Origin of the sequence: Actinocorallia sp. API 0066 (assembly GCF_020991275.1) — a bacterium.
In the GTDB taxonomy this organism is placed as follows: domain Bacteria; phylum Actinomycetota; class Actinomycetes; order Streptosporangiales; family Streptosporangiaceae; genus Actinocorallia.
This window is the reverse complement of the sequence record NZ_JAJLQY010000006.1, coordinates 128,322-148,167: the sequence shown is the minus strand read 5'-3', so window position 1 is coordinate 148,167 and position 19,846 is coordinate 128,322. Positions and strand designations below refer to the sequence as shown.

Below are 19,846 nucleotides of genomic sequence, written 5' to 3'. Positions count from 1 at the left end.
GGTGACCCGGGAACAGGAACTCGCGGAGGCCCTCACCGGCGTCCGGGAGCGGATCGCGGTGGCGTGCGACAAGGCGGGCCGCGACCCGTCGGAGATCACGCTCGTCGCGGTGACCAAGACCCGTCCGGCCGCCGACGTCAGGCTGCTCGCCGGGCTCGGGGTGACCGACATCGGGGAGAACCGGGACCAGGAGGCGGGCCCCAAGGCCGCCGAATGCCGTGATCTTCCGCTGACCTGGCACTTCGTGGGCCGGCTCCAGACGAACAAGGTGAAGTCGGTGCTGAGGTACGCGTCCGTGGTCCACTCGGTGGACCGCCCACGGCTGGTCGGCGCGCTGTCCGCCGAGGCCGCCGGACGGGCCGAGCCCGTCAGGTGCCTGGTGCAGGTGTCGCTCGACCCGCCGGAGGCGGACGGCAGGGGCGGGGCGAGGGTGGAGGACGTCCCGGCGCTGGCCGAGGCGATCGCCGCGGCCCCGGGGCTCGCACTCGGCGGGGTGATGGCGGTCGCGCCGCTCGGGGAGGACCCCGGGCCCGCGTTCGCGCGGCTCGCCGAGATCGCCGCGGCGGTCCGGGCGGACCACCCCGGCGCGTCGACCATCTCCGCGGGAATGAGCGGAGACCTCACCGAGGCCATCGCCTGTGGTGCGACACACGTCCGCATCGGTACGGCGTTGCTCGGCGGCAGGCGGGCAATCGTCGGGTAATGTCCGGCCTGTAGGTAGCGGACGCCGTCCGACAAGAGGGTCGAAACAGGACACTCTGGACGGATATTCGGATCGGAGGGGTCCATGGCCAGCGCGATGCGCAAGATGGCGGTCTATCTCGGCCTCGTCGAGGACGACCGCTACGACTACGACGACTACGAGGACTACGACGACGTCGACGGCGAGCAGGCCGTCCAGCGCCGCCGCCAGCCCGTGGACGACGACGCCACCGCGCAGCTCTCCTCCGAGCCCCCCGTGCCGGCGCAGGAGCGCACCCAGCCGGCGTCGCCGGATTTGACGCGTATCACTACGCTTCATCCCAGGACGTACAACGAGGCCCGGACCATCGGCGAGCGCTTCCGCGAGGGCACTCCGGTGATCATGAACCTCACCGAGATGGTCGACAGTGACGCCAAGCGGCTCGTCGACTTCGCGGCCGGCCTCGTGTTCGGGCTCCATGGGAGCATCGAGCGTGTTACGAACAAGGTGTTCCTGCTGTCCCCCGCCAACGTCGAGGTCACCGCCGAAGACAAGGCGAGGATGGCAGAACGCGGATTCTTCAACCAAAGCTGACAGCCACATGCGAGAGTGTCCGTGACAGTCGTTGGAGCCGTTCTGACGGTGATCCTGTATCTGTTCCTGCTGGTCCTGATCGGCAGGCTGGTCCTGGATTACCTCAAGTTGTACGCGGAGAGCACGTCGAGGCAGCCTTGGCGGCCCAAGGGAGTCGTCCTCCTGTTCGCAGAGCCGATCTGGACGATCACTGAGCCGATCCTCGTGCGGCTGAGGCGTATCTTCAAACCGTTGCGATTGGGTAACGTGAGTCTCGACCTGAGTTTCATGGTGCTGTTCCTGATCGTCTTGATCCTCATCAGGGTGGTCGGTGCACTGACGACGTGATCGTCTTCGCCGTGGGACTTTGATCGGATACCGTCCTGGGGACAGACTCCAAGCGCGCCAAGGAGACCAACATGCCGCTGACACCCGCGGATGTGCGGAACAAGCAGTTCAGTACGACCAGGCTGCGGCCTGGTTATGACGAGGAAGAGGTCGACGCCTTCCTTGATGAGGTCGAGGCCGAGCTCGACCGCCTGATCCAGGAGAACGAGGAGCTGCGGGCCAAGCTCGCCGAGTGCCTGCGCGGCAAGGTCCCGGCCATGGCGGCGCCGATCGTTGAGCCCAAGCCCGATCTCGCCCCGCCGATGCCCGAGCCGATGCTCCAGCAGCAGCCGCCGATGCAGCAGCCGCAGGTTGAGCCGGTCGGCATGGGCGGCCTGACCCAGCACGCCGCCTCGCAGATCGAGCAGCGCCCGTCCACCGAGGACAACATGGACACCGCGGCGCGCGTGCTGGCGCTGGCGCAGCAGACCGCCGACCAGGCGATCGCCGACGCCCGCCGTGAGGCCGACGAGCACCTGGGCCGGGCCCGCCGTGAGGCCGAGGACATCCTCGGCAAGGCGCGCCGTTCGGCTGACCAGATCGTCTCCGAGGCCCGGTCGCGCGCCGAGCAGCTCGACCGCGACGCCCAGGAGCGGCACCGCCAGGTCATGGGCTCGCTCGTGCAGCAGCGTGAGGAGCTGGAGCGTCGGGTGGACGACCTGCGCGCGTTCGAGCGCGAGTACCGCAGCAGGCTCAAGGCTTACCTGGAAGGCCAGTTGCGCGACCTCGAAGCGGGCGGGGAGAGCTTCCAGCCTTCCCTGACGGGTCCCCAGCCCGTCGCGGTGCCCGCGCACGCCGGCGCGACCCAGTCCGCGCCCGTGGTGACCGGGCCGACGCCGTTCCCGCCCCCGTCGGAGGCGCAGCACGGCGGCACCGGCGCGTTCCACGTGGGCGAGCCCCCGCAGGACCGGCGCTGAGCGCGTTCTCCGGGCACTGACCGGGGCGCGCCGAGGACGGACGTGTGTGCGGTGGGCGGCGTGGCCTTCCGCGGACACGGCGATCCCGGCCTGACATGCGTCGGCGCCGTCAGGCTATAGGGTGCTGCTCGGTGGTGATCCCGCTCACCGGCAGCCCGTCCGCACCGGGCCCGGGGCTGCCGTTTCTTCGGTTGCCGGGAGACGCCGCCGCGCATACCGGGGACCGGGGAGTAGGGAGACCTTGTGATCATCCTGAGTGGCCTGCTCGTGATCGGCGCGATCGCGTTGCTGGTGGCGGGGATCGTCGTCCAGGACGAGGCGGTGCTGGGCCTGCACGGGCTCCAGCTCATCTATATCTCGATCGCCGTCAGCATCGTGTCGTTCCTCTGCCTGGCCATCGGGGTCTTCCTGCGCCGCAGGGAGCTGTTCGGCACCGTGCCCGCACGGCCGGCCAAGCCGGTCGCGAAGTCCCGGCCCACGGGCAGGGCGGCGCGCCAGGCGGCGGCCCGGACGGCCGAGGAGCCCGAAGAGCCGGACGACCCGATGCCGCAGGCGTTCCCGATGCCGTCCGCGCAGGTCCCCGACGACGCGCTCGTGCACGTCGTCCCCGGCCGCAAGCGCTACCACCTCGACACCTGCCGGCAGTTGGCCGGCCGGCCCACCGAGGAGCTCACCTACGTCGAGGCGCAGGAGGAGGGGTTCAGCCCCTGCACCGCCTGTCTGCCGGACACCGCCCTGGCGGCGCGCGCCACGGCCGGTCCGGCGGACGGCGGTACCTCCCTCGCCGAGGGCCCCGACGCCTCCGTCGAAACGGTCCACGACAGCCCCTACCTGGGCGCCCCCGCCGACCCGTATCTCGCCGGAGCCGCCCGCACCGAGGCGTTCCCGGCCACCACTTCCGGCGCCGAGCCGTTCTCCGCCGAGCGGCGCGCTGAGGGCTTCGGGACGCCGTTTGAGACGGGCCGCACCGAGACCTTCCCGGCCGAGCCGCCCCGCGCGTCGGCCGCCGAGCCGCCGCGCGGCGGATCCTTCACCACCGACCCCGTGGAGCCGTGGCACGCCGTGGCCGACCCGGCCGGGTCGTCGGCGCCGTCGGCCGCGCCCGTCGCCGACACCGTCACCGACTGGGTGCCCACCACGTTCGGGCCTGGGCCGCTGGACGGGCCGGTCGAGCCCGTCGCGGACGAGCCCGCCGAGGGCCGGTGGAAGCGGGTCGTGGAGCCCGTCGCCGCCGAGCCGATCGCCCGGTCGGGCGACACCGTCGTCGCCGAGGAGCCCGAGGTCGAGCCGCGCGCCACGGTGCCCGCGCCCGCCCCGGCGCCCGCCGAGCCCGTCGTCGAACCCGCCCCGCCCGTCCCGGCCGTGCCGCAGGTGAGCGTGCCGGAGTCGCGGGAGCCCGAGTCGCCGGTGGCCGCCGAGCCGCCCGCCGGGAGCGGGCCGCTGGTGCGGATCCTGTCCGGCACCAAGCGCTACCACCGGCCCGAGTGCGCCCTGATCGAGGACATCGGCGAGGACGACGAGGACCTGGAGTCGCTGCCCAGGACCGAGGCCAAGGAGCGCGGCTGCACCCCGTGCCTGGTCTGCCAGCCCGACAAGGAACCGGCCGTCTGACACCCGAACCCGGAACGGCCCGTGCCCCTGCGGCGCGGGCCTTCTCCGTCCCCGGGGGTCAGAGGCCGAGGTCGCGGCGGATCTTCTCGCGGCGCTGGCGGCGGAGTTCCCTGCGCTGCTCGCGGGGGAGCTTGCGCTTGAAGCTGAGGCCGCCGAGCAGGACGAATCCGGTGAAGCGGATGATGGGGGCGTTCGGGTCGACCGTGTCGTTCCTGGGGTCGTCGGCGCCGCCGAGGATCGCCATGACGTCCACCTCGACGCGCACGCCGGGCGGCAGCTTCACGTCGACGCCGCCGAGCACGCAGTTGACGTCCACGACGACCTCGCGCTGGGACAGCACCGCCTCGCGGAAGTCGAGATCGACGCCGCCGAGCACGCAGGTGATCGTGGTGTGCGGTTCGACCAGCCAGCGTCCCTTGCGGTCGGCGCCGCTGAGGACCGTCGTGATGGAGCTCGGGCGGCGCGACGGCGGGACGGGCTCCGGTTCCCGCTTGACGAGGGAGACGCGGGGCTGGGCGCCGTGCGAGGGCAGGTCGGCGGTGAGGGGTTCGAGGTCGGCGTAGGTCTTGGCCGCGTACAGCAGGTCGAGGCGCTCGGCGTGTTCCTCGGGCGTCAGCCGGCCTTCGGCCAGGGCCTCCCCGAGGAGCCCGGCGACCGCGTCCCGGTCGGCGTCCGACGCGCGCAGGTCAGGCTTCTTCTCCAGGTCCACCCCTTCACTATCGCAAAGACGAAGATCGCGGCCAAGCGGGCGAAGCCGAGATGGGGGAAATGCCAGGGAGGTCCCGGGGTGGGCCCCTAGGGGCCCACCCCGAGAGCGTCAGCTACGGGTCAGCGTGAACGCCAGGCCCAGTTCGGTGTCGGTGTGCGTGGGCTCGGCGTCGCCTTCGACGAGGGAGTCGGCGAGGACCTCGCCCGCGATCTCCTTGCCGTGGGCGCGGAGCGCCTCGGCCAGCTCGGCGTCGGAGGTCCGCCAGACCAGGGCGATCCGGTCGGTGACCTCAAGACCGGACTGCTTGCGCGCGTCCTGGATCATCCGGACGGCCTCACGGGCCAGTCCCGCCCGGCGCAGCTCCGGCGTGATCTCCAGGTCGAGCGCGAGGGTCTCGCCGCCCGCCGACTCCACCGCCCAGCCCGAGCGGGGCCGCTCGGTGACGATGACGTCGCCGGGGCCCAGCTCCACGACGCCGACCTCCGGCACGTCCACGGCGAACGTGCCGCGCGCGCGCAGGTTCGTCACCAGGGAGGCCGGGTCGGCCGCGGTGATCGCCTTGGCCACCAGCGGGGTCTGCTTGGCGTGCCGCTTGCCCAGCTCGCGGAAGTTCGGCTTGACCTCGTACTCGACGAGGTCGCCGCCGATCGAGGACAGCTCCTCGAAGGCGCCGACGTTGAGCTCCTCGGCGATCTGGGCGCGCAGCGCGTCTGGGAGGGCGGCCCAGCCGGGCGCGCCGACGAGGGCACGGCCCAGGGGCTGGCGGATCCGCACGGACGAGGAGGTGCGGGCCGCCCGGCCGAGATCCACCAGGCGGCGGACGAGGGCCATCTGGGCGGTCAGGTTCGCGTCCAGGAGTTCCTCGTCGGCCTTGGGCCACGCGGTGAGGTGGACGGACTCCGGCGCGCCCTCGGGCCTGATCACGTCCCACACGTGGTCGGTGACGAACGGGACGAGCGGGGACATGAGGCGGGTGAGGGTCTCCAGGCACTCGTAGAGGGTGGCGAAGGCGGAGCTGTTCTCCGGCGTCGTCGGGCCCTCCCAGAAGCGGCGGCGGGAGCGGCGCACGTACCAGTTCGACAGGTCGTCGACGAACTCGGCGAGGCGGCGGCCCGCGGTCTGGGTGTCGAAGTCCTCCAGCGCGGCGGTGACCTCGGCCGTCGTGCGGTGCAGTTCGGCGAGGGCCCAGCGGTCCAGGAGCGGGCGGTCGGCGGGGGCGGGGGCCTCGGCGAGGCGGGCCGGGGTCCACGCGGCACCCTGCGCGGCCGCGGCGTTGGCGTACAGGACGAAGAAGGACGCGGTGTTCCAGTAGGTCAGCAGGACCTTCCGGACGATCTCCTCAAGGGCGGCGTGGCCGACGCGCCGGGCCGCCCACGGGGAGCCGGAGCAGGCCATGAACCAGCGCAGCGCGTCGGCGCCGTGCCGGTCCATGAGGGGGAGCGGCTGGAGCACGTTGCCCAGGTGCTTGGACATCTTGCGGCCGTCCTCGGCGAGGATCAGCCCGAGGCACAGCACGTTCTCGTACGACGACTTGTCGAAGACGAGGGTGCCGACGGCCATGAGCGAGTAGAACCAGCCGCGTGTCTGGTCGGTCGCCTCGCAGATGAACTGGGCCGGGTAGTTGGCTTCGAACTCGGCCAGGTTCGTGTAAGGCGCGCCGTGCTGAGCGAACGGCATGGAGCCCGAGTCGTACCAGGCGTCGATGACGTCGGGGACGCGGGTCGCGGTCTGGCCGCAGGCCGGGCAGTCGAAGGTGACGTCGTCCACGAAGGGCCGGTGCGGGTCGAGGCCGGAGTGGTCCTCCCCGGCCAGCTCCGACAGCTCCTTGAGGGAGCCGACGCAGGTGACGTGCTCGTCCGGGCACAGCCACAGCGGCAGGGGCGTGCCCCAGTAGCGGGAGCGGGACAGCGACCAGTCCACGTTGTTGCGGAGCCACTCGCCGTAGCGGCCCTCCTTGATCGTCTCCGGGTACCAGCTGGTGCCCTCGTTCTCGCGCAGCAGGGCGTCCTTGACGGCCGTCGTGCGGATGTACCAGGCGGGCAGCGCGTAGTAAAGCAGCGCGGAGTGGCAGCGCCAGCAGTGCGGGTAGCTGTGCTCGAAGTGGGCGCCCCGGAAGAGCAGGCCGCGCGCGCGCAGGTCCTCGGTCAGCCTTTCGTCGGCGTCCTTGAACAGCACGCCTCCGACGAGCGGGACGTCGTCCAGGAAGCGGCCGTCCGGGCCGATCGGGTTGACGACGGGCAGGCCGTACCGCTTGCAGGTCTGGAGGTCGTCGGCGCCGAACGCGGGGGCCTGGTGGACGAGCCCGGTACCGTCCTCGACCGTCACGTAGTCCGCGAGGAGGACGAAGTGCGCGCCGGGCAGCTCCACGAGGTCGAACGGCCGGGCGTAGGGGGTGCGCTCCAGCTCGGTGCCCTGGAAGGACTCCCGGACGGTCCAGCCCTCGCCGAGCGCGGACGCCACCAGAGGCTCGGCGACGATGACGGGCCGCTCGCCCTCCTTCTCGGCGACGACGTAGGTGACCTCGGGGTGCACCGCGACGGCGGTGTTGGAGACGAGGGTCCACGGGGTGGTCGTCCAGATGAGCAGGTCGGCGCCCTCGAAGCGGCCGGACGTGACGGGCATCCGCACGTAGACCGAGGGGGAGGAGACCGTCTCGTAGCCGCCGGGCTGGCCCAGCTCGTGGTCGGACAGGCCGGTGCCGCAGCGCGGACAGTAGGGCGTGATCCGGTGGTCGCGGAACAGGAGGCCCTTGTCCCAGATGACCTTCAGGGACCACCACACGGACTCGACGTAGGACGGGTCCATCGTGCGGTAGGCGCCCGCGAGGTCCGTCCAGTAGCCCATCCGCTCGGTCAGTTCCTCGAACGCGTCGGTGTGCCGCATGACGGACGCGCGGCAGCGCTCGTTGAACTCGGCGATGCCGTACGCCTCGATCTGGGGCTTGCCGGACAGGCCGAGCTCCTTCTCCACGGCGACCTCGACGGGCAGGCCGTGGCAGTCCCAGCCGGCCTTGCGGGGCACGTGGTAGCCCTGCATGGTCTTGAACCGGGGGAAGACGTCCTTGAAGACGCGGGCCTCGACGTGGTGCACGCCGGGCATGCCGTTGGCGGTGGGCGGGCCCTCGTAGAAGACCCAGCCGGGGCCGCCCTCGTTGCGGTCGAGGGAGCGCTGGAAGATCTTCTCGTCCTGCCACCGGCGCAGCAGGTCGCGTTCGAGGGCGGGCAGATCCACCTGGGCGGGCAGGGGTCGGAAGGACACGGCGGTCGCACCTTTCAAGACCGGAGTCGGATATGACATGAGTCCTGAAGGGACGACCCTGGGCGGGCCGCGGTACCACCCCTCTTGGCCGCGCGTACGCGACCCGCTTCGTTACGTCCGGCTGCCGGTTCTACTGGGCTCCGGGACTCCCCGGTGCTGTTCTTCCGGCGGCTCCGGGGTGATGGCCCCATCACTGCCTTGCCGACGACTGCCACGATTGTACGGGTACCGGACGGCCGCGCTCGACCCGGTTTCCGGCCATGAACGGCTAAAGGACGCGGCGGAGAACGGACTTGAGGCGGGGTATCGGACACGGCCCCGTCCGGTGAGAGAGGAGCGCGGGATGACGGTGCGGCTGGCGATCAGGGTGGGGCCCGGCGCGGCGCGGACGAAGGTGGGCGGGGCGCGCGGGGACGCGCTGGTGGTGAAGGTCGCGGCCCGCGCCGTCGAGGGCAAGGCGACCGAGGCGGCGTTGGAGGCGGTGGCCAAGGCGCTGGGCGTCCGGCGGCGCGACGTGCGGCTGGTGTCGGGGGCGACGAGCCGGGACAAGGTGCTGGAGATCGACGGCGACGTGATCCAGCTCACTGAAAAGATCGACCAATTGCGCGGTTCCTGACAGGCCGTCGTGGGGCATATGCGGGTGGTGACCAGATCGGCAGCGCCGCGGGCGTTTGCCGTCCCGCCGAATGGAGACCTATGCTTCCCGCACTGCCCGTCGAAGAGAAGCTCGGCGCGAGGGGGACCGCCATGGCCGGAACCGCGAGCGTGAAGAACAAGCCGGCGGCCAAGGCGGCCGCCAAGGCGGCCGAGGCGCTGCCAGTCCGTGAGGGCGAGGAGCACTGGACGGTCAAGGAGCTCGCCGCGGTGCGCACCCGGCTGAGCGTGGAGATCGAGGAACTGGCCGCGGAGATCAAGGCGGCGCTCAACCAGGCGGCCGAGCACGGCGACTCCGGCGAGGGCGCCGGGGACGACCAGGCCGACGCGGGCGCCAAGACCTACGAGCGGGAACACGAGCTGGCGCTCACCAACAACTCGCGCGACCTGCTGGAGCAGAACGAGCGCGCGATCGCGCGCATCGACGCGGGCACCTATGGTGTATGTGACAACTGCGGGCAGGCGATCGGCAAAGCACGCCTCCAAGCCTTCCCGCGCGCGACCCTATGTGTGACATGCAAACAACGCGAGGAGCGTCGCTGAGCGACGCCGCAGACTCTCAGGGAGCCGGGACCATTTCCGCTGCAGAGACGGGGTCCCGGCCCCGTCGTCATATCGTCCTTTTCGGGTGTGTCGCCGCGTTCGCCCTGGCGCTGGACCAGGTGACCAAGCTGATCGTGGTGGCGCGGCTGGAGGGGGAGCGCCCGATCGAGCTGCCCCTCGGCCTGACGACGCTGCGCGTGGTGCGCAACGCCGGGGCCGCCTTCTCGATCGGCACCGGCATGACCTGGGTGTTCACCCTGATCGCGCTCGGCGTCACGGTCGCGATCATCCGCTACGCCCGCGACCTGCGCAGCGTGCCGTGGGCGATCACGCTCGGGCTGCTGCTCGGCGGCGCCGTCGGCAACCTGGTCGACAGGCTGACCCGCGCGCCCGGCGGCTTCCAGGGCCACGTGGTGGACTGGATCGAGTGGCCGAACTGGCCGATGTTCCAGGGCTGGCCGGTGTTCAACCTCGCCGACACCGCGATCGTCTTCGGCGGGATCGCCGCCGTCGTGCTGGCGGGCCTGGGCTACCAGCCCGACGGCACCCGTGAGACCAAGGACTCCGCCGAGGTCGCCGAGCCGGTGCAGGCGGCCGAGCCCGTCGCCGAGCCGGGGGAGCGGGCCGCCGCCGAGGAGCCCGCGCAGGGCCGTGAGACGGCCGTGGAGACGCGCGAGAAGGCGGCCGGAGAGGTGAAGGAGTGAGCGGCGAACGGTCCCTCTACGTGCCCGAGGGCCTGGAGGGCGAGCGGCTCGACACCGCGCTGTCCCGACTGTTCGGGCTGTCGCGCTCCCGCGCCGCCGAGGTGATCGCCGCGGGCGACGTGCGCCTGGACGGCCGCGACGTCGCCAAGTCCGAACGCGTCAGCGCCGGGGCCTGGCTTGAGGTGGTGCTCCCGCCGCCGCCCAGCGCGCCCGTGCCGGTGGCCGAGCCCGTGCCCGGCATGACGATCCTGTACGAGGACGACGAGATCATCGTGGTCAACAAGCCCGTCGGCGTCGCGGCCCACCCGACCACCGGCTGGACCGGGCCGACCGTGATCGGCGGCCTGCTGGGCGCCGGGCACACCGTGGCGACGTCCGGCGCGGCCGAGCGGCAGGGCATCGTGCACCGGCTGGACGCCAACACCACGGGCTGCATGGTCGTCGCCAAGAGCGAGCGCGCCTACTCGCGGCTCAAGCGCGCCTTCCACGACCGCGAGGTCACCAAGCGGTACCACGCGCTCGTCCAGGGCCACCCGGACCCGTTCCGGGGCACCGTGGACGCGCCCATCGACCGGCACCCGGCCGGGAACGGGCGGTTCGCGGTGGTCGCCGGGGGGCGTCCCTCGGTCACGCACTACGACACGGTGGAGGCGTTCCGGGCGGCGTCGCTGCTGGACATCACGCTGGAGACCGGGCGGACGCACCAGATCCGGGTGCACATGTCCGCGTTGCGGCATCCGTGCGTCGGGGACCTGCTGTACGGGGCGGACCCCACGCTGGCCGCGCGGCTGGGCGTCGGCAGGCAGTGGCTGCACGCCGTCCGGCTCGGCTTCCTGCACCCGGCCACCGACGAGTACGTCGAGTTCACCAGCCCCTACCCCGACGACCTCCAGAAGTCCCTGGACCTCGTCGCGGCGGAGTCCTGAACCCGACCGTCCGCGCGGCGCGCGGACGGTCGAGACCGTTCCTCAGGCTTCGATCTCGCCGAGGCTGACGCGGACGGCGTGGATGGCGGCGTCCGACAGGTCGGACTCGACGAGGGACGCGCCGGGGAACCGGGCGAGCTCGCGCTGCAGATCGCCGACCGACAGGTGGCTGATGAGCAGTGCCAGCGCGGTGCTGCCCGGCGGGACCGCCTCGCGCAGCTCGGCGATCTTGTCGTCCTTGATCCCGGTGTCGATGAGCTTGCCGAGCAGCGCGCCGCCGCCCGCGCTCGCCGCGCCCGCGACGAGGCCGCCGACCGGGCCGCCGAGCAGGGTGCCCAGCAGCAGGCCCCACATGCCAGCGCCGAGCGCGCCCCGGCCGGGGGTCACGTCACGGGTCTCGCGCACGATCGACTTGCCGTCGGTCTCACGCTCGATGAACACCGCGTCGTGCACCTGCAGCTGGTCGTTCTTCTGCATGCGCGCGGCGGTGAGCATGAACTCGCTCGCCTTGAGCGGGTCGTCGAACCCGATGACGAGCAGCTTCTGCTGCGGTTGGTCAACCATGGTCCCCACCTTCCCGTCCGGGCCGCTCCCGGAACGTCACTACCATGGGATCATGCTCCCGATTGATCCTGAAACCGCTACCTTGGCGCAGATCCGCACGGCGATCGACGCGATCGACGCGGAACTCGCCGGGCTGCTGGAGCGCAGGGCCGCCCTCGCGGGACGGGTGCAGCGGCTCAAGCCGGTCGGCGGACACCGGGGCCGCGACCCCGAGCGGGAGGCCGCGATCGTCGACGCGATGGCGCCGCACGCGCCCAGCCTCAGCCGCGACCACCTGGCCCGGATCATGAACGCGGTGATCGAAGCGGGCCTGGACGCCGCTGATCCCGCGCGAGATTAGGGTGGCCGTCATGGCCAAGCGTGTTTCTCAGGGGACTCCGGCGACCGTCGCCGCGACCAAGGCGGGGATCGCCTTTCAGCTCCACCCCTACGAGGTGGGCGAGGCGGCCTCCTCCTACGGTGAGGCCGCTGCCGCCGCCCTGGGCGTCGCGCCCGAGCGGCTGTTCAAGACGCTCCTGGCCGAGGTGGACGGGAGGCTGACGGTCGGTGTGGTGCCCGTCGCGGGCCAGCTCGACCTGAAGGCGCTCGCTTCGGCCGTCGGAGGCAAGAAGGCGCAGATGGCCGATCCGGCCGACGCGGAGCGGGCCACCGGCTACGTCGTCGGAGGGATCAGCCCGCTGGGGCAGCGCAAGAGGCTGCCGACCGTGGTGGACGACAGCGCGTCAGCGTTCGCGACCGTCTACGTCTCGGCCGGGCGGCGCGGCCTGCAGATCGAACTCGCCCCCGCCGACCTCGTCCGGCTCACCGGGGCCGGGCTCGCCCCGATCGGCCGCGGGTAGCCGGCGCGCCGCGTCGATCGCTTCCAGCACGCCGAAGACGGCGACGGCGGCCAGCGGCCAGAGCGTCAGCACGCCGCGCGCGCCGAGATCCAGCGGGGCCCGCACCCGGGTGCCGTCCGCGCCGGTCGCGACGGCCTCGGTGAACGCCGTGAGGCCGAACCGGTGGCCGAGCCACCAGGCGAGCAGCGCGCCGAGCACACCGCCGGTGAACAGGCCGAGGACCAGGCTGAGGTCGGCGCCGCGCCCGCCGCGCCAGTAGGCCAGGAGGCCGGTGAGCACGCCCGCCCCGACGGCCAGCAGGGCGAAGCGCCCGTCGGCGGTGATGAGGGTCTCGCTCTCGGGGTCGAGCAGATGCGGACGCTGGTCGACCACCAGGTAGAGCGGCCGGTCCGCCAGCCGCGTCCACAGCAGTCCCACCGGCACGCCGACCAGGGCCACGGCCCCGGTGACGGCCGCCCAGATCCCTAGGTTCCGGGCCAAATGGTCACTCTCCTGTACGTCCCGGGAAGTTGATCTCTCGCAGCGTAACGTCACCGTGGGGTCAGCCCGGGAAGCGGACACAAACCGGGCCGCCGCAGGTAGTGTTCCGAACATGTCAGGATTCAGCTCGGCGTTCGAACGCCTGGGTGCCGCGCAGTCCGCGCTCGTCCTGGCCCGGCAGGAGACCCTGGCCGCCCATCTGCCCCGCGCCGACTGGAGCGCGGACCTCAACGGCCGCACCTACACCAGCGGAGGGGTCACCGTCAGGGTCGGCCTTCTCGGCAGTTACGCCGCACGCGAGCGTACCTGGTTGTGGGGGTGGGCGAACGCCCAGTTCGGTCCGACACACCCGGCGGTCGCGCCGACCCTGGCCGTCCGGGAGGCCGGCGAGCGGCTCGGGGTGCCCGAGTTCACCGTGCCCGAGCTGGATCTGTCCTGGTTCGAGGGCGACAACGCGGGGCACCTGGTCGCGATCGCCGCCGCCGGGGTGCTGGGCGGCTCCGGCTACATCGGGGCGGGCTACGAGGGCGGCTCCGCCTACCTGCACGTCGACGACCCCCAGGTGCCGCCGACCTCCTTCGACGCCGCCTCGGTGCCGTCCCTGATCGACAAGGCCGTCGCGCTGTTCCCCGCCGACCCGCAGCTCACCCTGACCCGGCTGCTCGCCCACCACCGGGTGCCCTACCGCCGCGCCGGCACCGGCGTGGAGGCACGGCTGCCCGGCGGCCGCACCGCCGTCGCCGACTTCTCCGGGACGCCCCGGTTCACCGCCTGGGCCGAGACCGCGCACGTCTGAGCGGCCCTCCGGCGTCTCACCCCCTGAAACCGATTCCCGACCCCGGCGTCGCTGTCCGTAGACTTGCCCGTGTGATTTCCCGAATCGACCTGCGCGGCGCCCTGCCCGGCGACCTGCGCGACGTGCTGCCCCGCGCCGACTTCGACGTCGAGGCCGCCCTGGCGAAGGTGCGGCCCATCTGCGAGGACGTGCGGCATCACGGCGTCGAGGCGGTGCTCCGCTACACCCGCGAGTTCGACGGCGTCGAGCTGGCCACGACCCGCGTCCCGGCCTCCGCGATCACCGCGGCGCTGGACACGCTCGACCCCGCCGTCCGGGACGCGCTGGAGGAGGCGATCCGGCGGACGCGGATCGTGCACGGCGCGCAGCGCAGGCGGGACGTCACCACGACCGTGGTGCCCGGCGGCACCGTCACCGAGCGCTGGGTTCCGGTGGACCGGGTCGGTCTGTACGTGCCGGGCGGCAAGGCCGTCTACCCGTCCAGCGTCGTCATGAACGTCGTCCCGGCGCAGGAGGCCGGGGTCGGGTCCCTGGCCGTCACCTCGCCCGCGCAGAAGGACTTCGGCGGCCTCCCGCACCCGACCATCCTCGCCGCCTGCGCGCTGCTGGGCGTCGAGGAGGTCTACGCGGTCGGCGGGGCGCAGAGCCTCGCGATGTTCGCCTACGGCACCGAGGAGTGCCGCCGCACCGACCTGATCACCGGGCCCGGCTCGATCTGGGTGGCCGCCGCCAAGCGGTACCTGCGCGGCGTCGTGGGCATCGACGCCGAGGCGGGGCCGACGGAGATCGCGGTCCTGGCCGACGAGACGGCTGACGCCGCTTACGTCGCCGCAGACCTGATCAGCCAGGCCGAGCACGACACCATCGCGGCGTCCGTGCTGGTCACCGACTCGGTCGCGCTGGCCGAGGCCGTCGAGGTGGAGCTGGCCGCCCAGGTCGCGCGGACGAAGCACCGCGAACGCGTCACCGAGGCGCTTTCCGGACGGCAGTCGGCGATCGTGCTCGTGTCCTCGCTGGCGGACGGGCTTGAGGTCGTCAACGCCTACGGGGCCGAGCACCTGGAGATCCACACCGCCAACGCCGCCGACGACGCCGCCCGGGTGCGCAACGCCGGCGCGGTGTTCGTCGGCCCCTACGCGCCGGTGTCGCTCGGCGACTACCTCGCCGGATCCAACCACGTGCTGCCCACCGGCGGGTGCGCCTGCCACTCCTCGGGCCTGTCCGTGCAGTCGTTCCTACGCGGCATCCACGTCGTCGAATACAACAGGGAGGCGCTGCGGGAGGCGACGGCACGGGTCGTCACGCTCGCCGAGGCTGAGGACCTGCCCGCCCACGGCGCCGCGCTCAAGGCGCGCTTCGACTGGGAGATCCCCTCATGACCTCGCTCCAGGACCTGCCGCTGCGCGACGACCTGCGCGGCGAGAAGGCTTACGGGGCGCCGCAGCTGGACGTCCCGGTGCAGCTCAACACCAACGAGAACCCCTACGGGCCGTCCGAGGCGCTGGTGAAGGCGCTGGGCGAGGCCGTCGCGGCGGCGGCCGGCGGGCTCAACCGCTACCCCGACCGGGACGCCACCGCGCTGCGCGGCGAGCTGGCCGAGTTCCTGACGGCCGAGTCCGGCGTGAAGCTCGACGCGTCCCGGGTGTGGGCGGCCAACGGCTCCAACGAGATCATCCAGCAGATCGTCCAGGCGTTCGGCGGTCCGGGACGCAGCGCGATGGGCTTCGAGCCGTCCTACGCGATGCACCCGACGATCACCAAGGTCGGCAACACCCGTTGGATCGACGCGCACCGGGCCGAGGACTTCGGGCTGGAGGCCGAGCGGGCGGTCGCCGCGATCGAGGAGCACCGGCCCGACATCGTCTTCCTCACCTCGCCCAACAACCCCACGGGGACGTCCCTGGATCTCGCCGCTATCGAGGCGGTGCTCGCGGCCGCGCCCGGCATGGTCGTGGTGGACGAGGCGTACGGGGAGTTCCGCCGGACGGGCACCCCGTCGGCGCTGGAACTGCTCGAAGGCAACCCGCGGCTCATCGTCACCCGGACCATGTCCAAGGCGTTCGCGCTGGCCGGGGCCCGGCTCGGGTACCTCGCCGCCGACCCGGCCGTCCTGGAGGCGCTGCTGCTCGTGCGGCTGCCCTACCACCTGTCGTCCGTCACCCAGGCCGTCGCGCGGACGGCCCTGACGTTCCGCAGCGAACTGCTCGGCTACGTCGACCAGCTCCGCGCCGAACGCGACGCCGCCGTCACGTGGCTGCGCGGCGAAGGACTCAAGGTCGCCGACTCCGACGCCAACTTTGTGCTGTTCGGCGAGTTCGACGACCGGGACGCGCTGTGGCGGCGGCTGCTGGACCGCGGCGTCCTCATCCGGGCCGTCGGCCCGCCCCGGTGGCTGCGGGTGTCCGTCGGGACCCCCGCCGAGATGGCCGCCTTCCGTACCGCCCTCAAGGAGTCACTGTGAGCAGGACCGGCCGCGTCGAGCGGGCCACCAAGGAGACCAAGGTCCTCGTCGAGATCGACCTCGACGGGACGGGAGAGGTCGACGTCAGCACCGGCGTCGGCTTCTACGACCACATGCTGGCCCAACTCGGCAAGCACGGCTCCTTCGACCTCACGGTGCGCACCGAGGGCGACCTCCACATCGACAGCCACCACACCATCGAGGACACCGCGATCGCCCTCGGCCAGGCGTTCAAGCAGGCGCTCGGCGACAAGAGCGGCATCCGGCGCTTCGCGGACGCGTCGATCCCGCTGGACGAGTCCCTCGCCCAGGTCACCGTCGACCTCTCCGGACGGCCCTACCTGGTGCACTCCGAGCCGGCGAACATGGCGCCGATGATCGGCCCCGACTACGACACGACGCTGACCCGGCACATCCTCGAGTCGTTCGTCGCGAACGCCGAGATCGCGCTGCACGTCCACGTCCCGTACGGGCGCAACGCCCACCACATCGTCGAAGCCCAGTTCAAGGCGCTCGCGCGGGCCCTGCGCTACGCCAGCGAACACGACCCGCGGGTGCACGGCATCCCGTCCACCAAGGGCGCGCTGTGACCGCCGCGGCGGGCGTGCTCGCCGCCGAGGGCACCGTCGACCTGTTCGGCCTGTCGATCCCGTGGACGGCCATGCTGCTGTTCGCGCTCGCGCTGTTCCTCGCGACGGGCGTCTACAGTTTTGTCAGGCAGGGGCTGAAGATCGCGGCGGTCGTCGTCGGGGTGCTCGCGGTGCTGTCGGTGCTCGCCGCGATGGGGAGGCTCTAGATGAAGAAGATCGTCATTCTCGACTACGGGTCGGGCAACCTGCGCTCGGCCGAACGCGCCGTCGCCCGGGTCGGCGCGGACGTCACCGTCACGTCCGACTTCGACGCCGCGCTCAACGCCGACGGCCTCGTCGTGCCCGGCGTGGGCGCGTTCGCCGCCTGCATGTCCGGCCTGACGTCGGTGCGCGGCGAGCAGATCATCGGCCGCCGCCTGGCCGGGGGCCGTCCCGTCCTGGGCATCTGCGTCGGCATGCAGATCCTCTTCGCCAAGGGCGTCGAGCACGGCATCACCACCGAGGGCTGCGCCGAATGGCCCGGCACCGTCGAGCGCCTGCACGCCCCGGTCATCCCACACATGGGCTGGAACACCGTGGAGGCCCCCGCGGACTCCGTCCTGTTCCGCGGCCTCGACCCCGCTACCCGCTTCTACTTCGTCCACTCCTACGCCGTCCGCCACTGGCAACTGGAACCCGACCGCTTCACCCCCCCTCTGGTCACCTGGTCCCACCACGGCGAACCCTTCGTAGCCGCCGTAGAAAACGGCCCCCTCTCCGCCGCCCAGTTCCACCCCGAAAAATCCGGCGACGCCGGCGCCACCCTCCTCACCAACTGGCTCACCACCGTCTGACCACCGACCCCGAACGCCCCGGCCCACCAGCCGGGGCGTTCCGCTTCCGCACGGCAGGCGGGGCGGGGTGAGGTTTGGGGGTGGGAGGATTGGGGGGTGAGTAAGGAGAGGGCTCGGCGGAGGGCTGAGCGGGAGGCTTTGGCGGCGCGGGTGAGGGAGGAGGCGGCGGTTCGGCGGGGGAGGGAGGAGAGGCGGCGGGAGTGGTGGGGGAAGGTGTTTGGGTGGGTGCCGAAAGGGAGGGTGGGGAAAAGGGCTTGGGCTCGGCGGCGGAGGGTGGGTGGGGTGGTTGTGGTGTTTGCTTTGGTGCAGGGGGTGGCTTGGTGGGTTGGGGTTTCGGGGATGGGGAGGTTTGGGGTTTTTGTGCTTAGTGTGTTGTTGCTGCCGGTGTTTGCGTTCCTGGTGTTTGATCGGCGGGGATGGTTAGGGATATGGGAGACCGCCCGGTCCCGGGTGGGGCGGGCGGTCTTGGGTGGGAACGTTCCTATGGGGTGGGGACGGGTGGGTTAGGGGCGGTCCAGGGCTCGGTCCAGGTTGACGGCGGCGCTGATGAGGGCCAGGTGGGTGAAGGCCTGGGGGAAGTTGCCCAGGGCTTCACCGGAAGGGCCTATCTCCTCGGCGTAGAGGCCGACGTGGTTGGCGTAGGTGAGCATCTTCTCGAAGACCATGCGGGACTCCTTGACGCGTCCCGCCGCCGTCAGCGCGTCCACGTACCAGAAGGAGCAGAGGTTGAAGGTGCCCTCTTCGCCTTCCAGGCCGTCGTGGCCGGTGGTGGCGTAGCGGTGGACGAGGCTGTCGGAGACGAGCTCCTTGCCCAGCCGGTCGAGCGTCATGAGGAAGCGCGGGTCGGTCGGGCCCGAGAACTTCACCATCGGCATGCACAGGACGGCGGCGTCGAGCAGCTTGCTGCCGGGGTGCATGACGTAGGCGCCGATCTCCGGGTCCCAGCACTCCTGCTGGACGAACCGGTACGCCTTGGCGGCCAGGCGCTGCCACTTGTTGGTGCGGGCGGGCAGGCCGCGGTCGCGGGCCAGGCGCAGGGCGCGGTCGAAGGCCGTCCACGTCTGGAGGCCCGAGTAGGTGAAGCGCTGGCGTCCGCCGCGCACCTCCCAGATGCCCTCGTCGGGCTCCTCCCAGTGGTCGGACAGCCAGTCGAGCCGCTTGGAGAGCGTCTGCCACAGGTCGTAGGAGATCGGGACTTCGCGGTTGTACATGTACACCGCTTCCATGATCTCGCCGTACACGTCGAGCTGGCGCTGTCCGGCGGCGCCGTTGCCGATCCGGACGGGACGCGACCCCCGGTAGCCCTCGAGGTGGTCGAGGGTGTGTTCGGGGATCTTGTCGGAGCCGTCGACGGAGTACATGATCATGACGTCCCGCTCCAGCGTCGCCTCCTCACAGCGGAGCTGGAGCCACTCCATGAACGCGGCGGCCTCCTCCAGGAAGCCGAGCGTCATGAGGGAGTAGATGGTGAACGCGGAGTCCCGCAGCCACGTGTACCGGTAGTCCCAGTTGCGGACGCCTCCGATGTACTCGGGAAGCGACGTGGTGGGCGCGGCCACGAGGGCGCCGGTGGGGTGGTAGACGAGCAGCTTGAGCGCCAGCGCGGAGCGGTGGACCATCTCGCGCCAGCGGCCCCGGTAGCGCGACTGTCCGATCCACTTCTGCCAGAACTCCTGCGTGCGCAGGAACATCTCGTCGGCCTCGCCGGGCACGAGCGGGTGCACGTGCCCCTGCCACTCCAGGACGACGTCGACGGTCTCGCCCTCGTCGAGCGTGAACGTGGCGCAGACGCCGTCCCCGTCGTGGACGAGGGGGACGTTGGAACGCAACACGAAGCGGCCGGCCGAGGAGGTGAAGACCGCTCCGACGCCCTCCACGATCTCGATCTCGTGGGAGGCGCGGCCGTAGTCGAAGGCGGGGTAGCAGCCCAGCTCGAACGTCGCCCGGCCGCGCACCGCGCGCGCCTGGCGCACGATGAGGTCGCGCGGCGGCGCCGACCCGCTGGTCTCCGGCACCATGAAGTCGATGACCTCGCCCACGGCCTCGGCGGTGAGGAAGCGGGTCATCAGGATGTTGGTGTCGGGCAGGTAGAGCTGCTTGGGACGGTTCGCCGACCGGCAGGACAGCGAGAAGAAGCCCCCCTTGCGAGCGTCCAGCAGGGAGGCGAACAGGGACGGGGCATCGAAGCGGCCGGGACAGAACCAGTCGATGGTCCCGTCGGTGCCGACGAGCGCGACGGTGCGCAGATCGCCGACGATGGCGTGTTCTTCGATGGGCAGGTAACGGCCGTACTGGACCGATCCATTTCGAGGCACTCTT

General features: G+C 71.8%; 22 protein-coding genes. 17 read left to right on the top strand and 5 right to left on the bottom strand.

Features of this window, described 5'->3' with window-relative positions:
• The first annotated feature begins 1 nt into the window (after position 1).
• The 5 genes from LO762_RS16825 to LO762_RS16805 all read left to right on the top strand — a co-directional run bounded on the left by LO762_RS16825 (position 2) and on the right by LO762_RS16805 (position 4,170).
• On the top strand, positions 2–703 hold the full coding sequence (locus tag LO762_RS16825) for a YggS family pyridoxal phosphate-dependent enzyme (protein ID WP_230616255.1): 702 nt from the start codon (positions 2–4) through the stop codon (positions 701–703).
• A gap of 84 nt (positions 704–787) precedes the next feature.
• Positions 788–1,276, top strand: coding sequence for a cell division protein SepF (locus LO762_RS16820; RefSeq protein WP_230616253.1), 489 nt, complete (start codon positions 788–790; stop codon positions 1,274–1,276).
• 48 nt (positions 1,277–1,324) lie between these two features.
• Positions 1,325–1,603: a YggT family protein gene (locus LO762_RS16815; RefSeq protein ID WP_308104036.1), complete on the top strand. Its 279-nt coding sequence runs from the start codon at positions 1,325–1,327 to the stop codon at positions 1,601–1,603.
• A gap of 71 nt (positions 1,604–1,674) precedes the next feature.
• Positions 1,675–2,559 (top strand): DivIVA domain-containing protein, encoded by an 885-nt coding sequence (locus tag LO762_RS16810; RefSeq protein ID WP_230616251.1) that lies wholly within the window; start codon positions 1,675–1,677, stop codon positions 2,557–2,559.
• 243 nt (positions 2,560–2,802) lie between these two features.
• A complete protein-coding gene (locus tag LO762_RS16805; protein ID WP_230616249.1) occupies positions 2,803–4,170 on the top strand; it encodes a hypothetical protein in 1,368 nt (455 codons plus the stop codon).
• Between the two features lie 58 nt (positions 4,171–4,228).
• Here LO762_RS16805 and LO762_RS16800 read toward each other — a convergent pair whose 3' ends face one another.
• Both LO762_RS16800 and ileS read right to left on the bottom strand, forming a co-directional pair.
• A complete protein-coding gene (locus LO762_RS16800; protein WP_230616247.1) occupies positions 4,229–4,879 on the bottom strand; it encodes a DUF1707 domain-containing protein in 651 nt (216 codons plus the stop codon).
• A gap of 108 nt (positions 4,880–4,987) precedes the next feature.
• Positions 4,988–8,176, bottom strand: a complete 3,189-nt coding sequence (gene ileS, locus LO762_RS16795; protein WP_230616245.1) for an isoleucine--tRNA ligase — start codon at positions 8,174–8,176, stop codon at positions 4,988–4,990.
• A gap of 304 nt (positions 8,177–8,480) precedes the next feature.
• Here ileS and LO762_RS16790 point away from each other — a divergent pair, with 304 nt between their 5' ends.
• The 4 genes from LO762_RS16790 to LO762_RS16775 all read left to right on the top strand — a co-directional run bounded on the left by LO762_RS16790 (position 8,481) and on the right by LO762_RS16775 (position 10,964).
• Positions 8,481–8,753 carry a DUF167 domain-containing protein gene (locus LO762_RS16790; protein ID WP_230616241.1) on the top strand — a complete coding sequence of 91 codons (273 nt, stop codon included), beginning with the start codon at positions 8,481–8,483 and terminating at the stop codon, positions 8,751–8,753.
• A gap of 131 nt (positions 8,754–8,884) precedes the next feature.
• The gene (locus LO762_RS16785) at positions 8,885–9,334 is read left to right on the top strand and encodes a TraR/DksA C4-type zinc finger protein (protein WP_230616701.1); all 450 of its coding nucleotides are present in this window, start codon (positions 8,885–8,887) and stop codon (positions 9,332–9,334) included.
• 119 nt (positions 9,335–9,453) lie between these two features.
• Positions 9,454–10,038 carry a signal peptidase II gene (gene lspA, locus LO762_RS16780; protein ID WP_230616239.1) on the top strand — a complete coding sequence of 195 codons (585 nt, stop codon included), beginning with the start codon at positions 9,454–9,456 and terminating at the stop codon, positions 10,036–10,038.
• The gene (locus tag LO762_RS16775) at positions 10,035–10,964 is read left to right on the top strand and encodes an RluA family pseudouridine synthase (protein WP_230616237.1); all 930 of its coding nucleotides are present in this window, start codon (positions 10,035–10,037) and stop codon (positions 10,962–10,964) included. Before lspA ends, LO762_RS16775 begins: the two co-directional genes overlap by 4 nt.
• Before the next feature lie 42 nt (positions 10,965–11,006).
• On the opposite strand, the gene LO762_RS16770 is transcribed toward LO762_RS16775, so the two are convergent.
• The gene (locus LO762_RS16770; protein WP_230616235.1) at positions 11,007–11,528 is read right to left on the bottom strand and encodes a DUF1269 domain-containing protein; all 522 of its coding nucleotides are present in this window, start codon (positions 11,526–11,528) and stop codon (positions 11,007–11,009) included.
• A 52-nt stretch (positions 11,529–11,580) separates the two neighbouring features.
• On the opposite strand from LO762_RS16770, the gene LO762_RS16765 reads away from it, so the two are divergent.
• Together LO762_RS16765 and ybaK are read left to right on the top strand one after the other, a co-directional pair.
• The gene (locus LO762_RS16765) at positions 11,581–11,868 is read left to right on the top strand and encodes a chorismate mutase (RefSeq protein ID WP_230616233.1); all 288 of its coding nucleotides are present in this window, start codon (positions 11,581–11,583) and stop codon (positions 11,866–11,868) included.
• A gap of 10 nt (positions 11,869–11,878) precedes the next feature.
• Positions 11,879–12,367 carry a Cys-tRNA(Pro) deacylase gene (ybaK, locus tag LO762_RS16760; protein WP_230616231.1) on the top strand — a complete coding sequence of 163 codons (489 nt, stop codon included), beginning with the start codon at positions 11,879–11,881 and terminating at the stop codon, positions 12,365–12,367.
• Here ybaK and LO762_RS16755 read toward each other — a convergent pair.
• Complete coding sequence (locus LO762_RS16755; protein ID WP_230616229.1) at positions 12,251–12,847, bottom strand: hypothetical protein; 597 nt, start codon at positions 12,845–12,847, stop codon at positions 12,251–12,253. The two genes, ybaK and LO762_RS16755, sit on opposite strands and share 117 nt — an antisense overlap.
• 112 nt (positions 12,848–12,959) lie before the next feature.
• On the opposite strand from LO762_RS16755, the gene LO762_RS16750 reads away from it, so the two are divergent.
• The 6 genes from LO762_RS16750 to hisH all read left to right on the top strand — a co-directional run bounded on the left by LO762_RS16750 (position 12,960) and on the right by hisH (position 17,527).
• A complete protein-coding gene (locus LO762_RS16750) occupies positions 12,960–13,643 on the top strand; it encodes a DUF6882 domain-containing protein (protein ID WP_230616227.1) in 684 nt (227 codons plus the stop codon).
• A gap of 71 nt (positions 13,644–13,714) precedes the next feature.
• Entirely contained in the window at positions 13,715–15,022 is a 1,308-nt protein-coding gene (hisD, locus tag LO762_RS16745; protein WP_230616225.1) for a histidinol dehydrogenase, read from the top strand.
• On the top strand, positions 15,019–16,104 hold the full coding sequence (locus tag LO762_RS16740; protein ID WP_230616224.1) for a histidinol-phosphate transaminase: 1,086 nt from the start codon (positions 15,019–15,021) through the stop codon (positions 16,102–16,104). Before hisD ends, LO762_RS16740 begins: the two co-directional genes overlap by 4 nt.
• Positions 16,101–16,694 carry an imidazoleglycerol-phosphate dehydratase HisB gene (gene hisB, locus LO762_RS16735; RefSeq protein WP_230616222.1) on the top strand — a complete coding sequence of 198 codons (594 nt, stop codon included), beginning with the start codon at positions 16,101–16,103 and terminating at the stop codon, positions 16,692–16,694. Before LO762_RS16740 ends, hisB begins: the two co-directional genes overlap by 4 nt.
• Complete coding sequence (locus LO762_RS16730; RefSeq protein ID WP_230616220.1) at positions 16,691–16,900, top strand: hypothetical protein; 210 nt, start codon at positions 16,691–16,693, stop codon at positions 16,898–16,900. The genes hisB and LO762_RS16730 overlap by 4 nt, the downstream gene beginning before the upstream one ends.
• Positions 16,901–17,527 carry an imidazole glycerol phosphate synthase subunit HisH gene (hisH, locus tag LO762_RS16725; protein WP_230616218.1) on the top strand — a complete coding sequence of 209 codons (627 nt, stop codon included), beginning with the start codon at positions 16,901–16,903 and terminating at the stop codon, positions 17,525–17,527. It begins immediately after the preceding gene.
• A gap of 503 nt (positions 17,528–18,030) precedes the next feature.
• On the opposite strand, the gene LO762_RS16720 is transcribed toward hisH, so the two are convergent.
• On the bottom strand, positions 18,031–19,842 hold the full coding sequence (locus LO762_RS16720) for a glycoside hydrolase family 15 protein (protein WP_230616216.1): 1,812 nt from the start codon (positions 19,840–19,842) through the stop codon (positions 18,031–18,033).
• Between the last annotated feature and the right edge of the window lie 4 nt (positions 19,843–19,846).